The 3283-nt window shown below is 44.2% G+C and carries 2 protein-coding genes, 1 tRNA gene and 1 other annotated feature; all 3 genes read left to right on the top strand.

Translation table 11 applies throughout. The features are described 5' to 3' along the window. Position 1 precedes the first annotated feature (1 nt). The 3 genes from BM101_RS13760 (at position 2) to BM101_RS13750 (ending at position 2789) form a co-directional block, all read left to right on the top strand. A tRNA-Leu gene (locus BM101_RS13760) sits at positions 2-85 on the top strand. Between the two features lie 143 nt (positions 86-228). Further along, positions 229-463: a binding site (T-box leader), on the top strand. 301 nt (positions 464-764) lie between these two features. Continuing rightward, the gene (gene trpE, locus BM101_RS13755) at positions 765-2195 is read left to right on the top strand and encodes an anthranilate synthase component I (protein ID WP_087034294.1); all 1431 of its coding nucleotides are present in this window, start codon (positions 765-767) and stop codon (positions 2193-2195) included. After that, positions 2196-2789 (top strand): anthranilate synthase component II, encoded by a 594-nt coding sequence (locus tag BM101_RS13750; protein WP_087034295.1) that lies wholly within the window; start codon positions 2196-2198, stop codon positions 2787-2789. The last annotated feature ends 494 nt before the right edge of the window (positions 2790-3283 follow it).

Below are 3283 nucleotides of genomic sequence, written 5' to 3'. Positions count from 1 at the left end.
TGCCGGTGTGGCGGAATAGGCAGACGCGCTGGACTCAAAATCCAGTGCCCGCGAGGGCGTGCCGGTTCGACCCCGGCCGCCGGTATCATATGAAAAGCAAGGTTCCATTGATGGTCATCATCTTGGGAATCTTGCTTTTTTTGTTTCATTGCTGATTTTCGGCGCAGCCAAAGATATTTTTGTTGACAAAGATGAGAATAAGATTATAATAGGTTAAAATTACATTAATGAAAGTCTGTGAAGAGAAGTAGTAGTCATCGGAATTTAGGTAAAGCGAGTTTGGGGCAGTGAGAGCCAAACCCTGTAGCTGATGGTGAATGGATCTCTGAGACGTGATGCGAATAAATAGTAGCAGCAACCGGGAGTCTGCCGTTAAAAAGACAGGGTATCGAGTCACATCCGTACCCGCAGAGAGAGTTTTGTACTAAGGTGGCATAACGAATGGAGACATTTCGTCCTTTTTTAAGGAGGGAGTGTTTTTATTTTTGACGTAACGTGTGCTTATTGGCAGGGGAATCGGTTCGGTCGGCAGGATTGCCGGCCGGGGCGGTTGTGGATCTTGCAAATCAGCAACAACTATCGGGTGAAACCGATATTCGCGTCAAAGATAAATCGTTTTTGCTATCCCTTAAGTAGAGACTAATATGGGTGGCACCGCGGCTACTTCGTCCCATTATATGGGGATGGAGTGGCTTTTTTTGTGCAAAAAAGGGTGAGCGACGCAGGTAACGGAACAAAAACAGTATAAATTAGGGGTGAAAGTGATGATCAATCTATCAGAAAATGAATTTTTGACATTAAAGCAACAAAAGAAGGTTTTCCCTGTCCAACTGACGGTGAATGCCGATCAACAGACGCCAATCGGAATCTATTACAACCTTCAGGGAAAACATAAATTTTTACTGGAAAGTGTCTACTCCGAAAGGGAAATCGGCAGATATTCGTTCGTCGGCGCGGACCCCTATAAAACAATCAAAAGCTTTGGCGAGAAAGTGGAAATAACTGGTGACGGCAAAACGGAACATCATATCGGCAGAGTATTGGATTATGTCCAGAAGCAGGTGTCGGTCCCTTATGCTGACAAAGGCATTCCTTTGCCGTTCGCTGGTGGAGCAGTTGGTTATGTAGGCTATGACGTCATCCGTCAATATGAGAAATTGCCGCATGAAAATATCGATGAGCTGAATGTTCCGGAGGCGTATCTTATGTTCTATCGGTTATTCGTCTGCTACGATCATTTCCAACACAAAATGACGATTGTCCATAATGTGTTTCCCGAAGATGCGGAAAATTATGAAGCGGTCGTTTCAAGACTAAAGGATATGGAAAAAATGCTGACGCGTACCACTGGTGTCCAAGCTTTCAAGGAAGCGGATCCGGATATAAAGGTAAAATCAAATGTCACGGAAGAGGAATTCTGCAAGCTGGTGGAGCAGGCCAAAGCATACATCAAAGCTGGGGATATTTTCCAAGTGGTCTTATCTCAGCGGCTGACGGCCCAGACACAATCGGAACCATTCGACATATACCGGCGGCTGCGTTCAAAGAACCCATCACCCTATCTTTTTTATATAGACTTCGACGGATTCCAGATCATCGGTTCTTCGCCGGAAAGCCTAGTAACCGTCCAAGGACGCACGGTGATGACCAACCCCATAGCAGGGACAAGGCCCAGAGGAAGAAATGATGAAGAGGACAACAAGTTCAAACAGGAGTTGTTGACTGACGAAAAAGAAAAAGCTGAACATGTGATGTTGGTTGACTTGGGGAGAAATGATATCGGCAGAATAAGCGAATTCGGGACAGTGAAGATTGATAAATTCATGGAGGTGGAAGCCTATTCCCATGTTATGCATATCGTCTCAACAGTTACCGGTGAATTAAAAAAAGGTCTGACCTGTTTTGATGCCTTGAGTGCTTGCTTGCCGGTGGGGACCGTATCCGGGGCGCCTAAAATCAGGGCGATGGAAATCATCGACGAACTGGAGAAAACGAAGCGGGGAATCTATGCCGGAGCGGTAGGTTACTTTTCCTATAACGGAAACATGGATACCTGCATTGCCATACGGACGATTGTCTTGAAAGATGGCCAAGCACATGTGCAGGCTGGCGCTGGGATTGTCCATGACTCTGTACCTAAATCGGAATATACCGAAACATTGAATAAGGCTATGGCCATGAAGGAGGTAATTTAAATGATTCTATTGATCGATAACTATGATTCCTTTACGTATAACCTGTATCAATACATCGGGGAAGTCAATGAGGACGTAAAGGTGATCAGGAACGATGCTGTTACAGTTGATGAGCTGAAACAGATGGAACTGGAAGGTATCATCTTGTCGCCTGGGCCGGGTGTACCCGAGAATGCCGGTATATGCGTAGACGTAATCAGAACCTTCGGCGGAAAGATACCTATTCTGGGCATTTGTCTTGGACACCAAGCCATCGCTTATGCCTACGGCGGGAATGTCATCCGGGCGGAGACGGTGAAACACGGGAAAACATCGATGATCGAGCATCAGGACGATAAACTCTTTGAAGGAACCGATAACCCTCTTAAAGTGATGCGTTACCATTCATTAGTGGTAGAGGAACATAGTTTACCGGAAGTGCTTACGGTAACGGCCAGAAGTTTGGACGATGGCGTCATCATGGCTATGAAGCACAAGGAGTACGCTGTTTACGGTGTGCAGTTTCATCCTGAATCGGTTTTTACGGAACAAGGCAGGACAATCATAAAGAATTTTCTGATAGGAATCTGCAATGTTAAGGCAAACCATCAATAACGATTTGGAATCACAAATCCAAACGAAATGATAGCCTATCATAATAAAGAAATCAGGTAAGTTTGGTACGGAATTGCAAGTGGGGCAGCAGAAATCGAGCCGAAAACGTCAAAGGAATGAAGGAGGGCAGCGTTGTACCTTCGGTCGTTCCCTTGACGTTTTTTGAGGCCCTCAGCTTGAAATTTTGCATAAGTGTCATCTCAGCCTGCCGGAATTATTTTTAGCGCAGTGCAACTGATGAAAAGTTGAATCAATAAAAAATGTGAAAAATCATCAAAAAGGCTTCACAATGCATGTTTTTTCGGTTATTATAGTAAACTCAAAGGCTTTTAGTTTTTGAAAAGCAAAAAATTAGGCGTTATAAATATTTTTTTTAAGTAATCCAAAAAAATTAGAAATATTCGTTGACACCCATTTGAAGCCGTGATAGTATATAGAAGTTGTCCGCGAGAGCATCAGAAAAAACAATTGAAAAAAGTTGTTGACATGCAATC

It is taken from the genome of Trichococcus palustris (assembly GCF_900114465.1).
Classification (GTDB): domain Bacteria; phylum Bacillota; class Bacilli; order Lactobacillales; family Aerococcaceae; genus Trichococcus; species Trichococcus palustris.
Note: the sequence above shows the minus strand (reverse complement) of the source record. Positions and strands in the feature narration are given on the sequence as shown.

Excerpts from the sequence above, each read along its gene's own strand:
- trpE (WP_087034294.1), top strand. The coding sequence starts at position 765 with ATGATCAATCTATCAGAAAATGAATTTTTGACATTAAAGCAACAAAAG.
- BM101_RS13750 (WP_087034295.1), top strand. The coding sequence starts at position 2,196 with ATGATTCTATTGATCGATAACTATGATTCCTTTACGTATAACCTGTAT.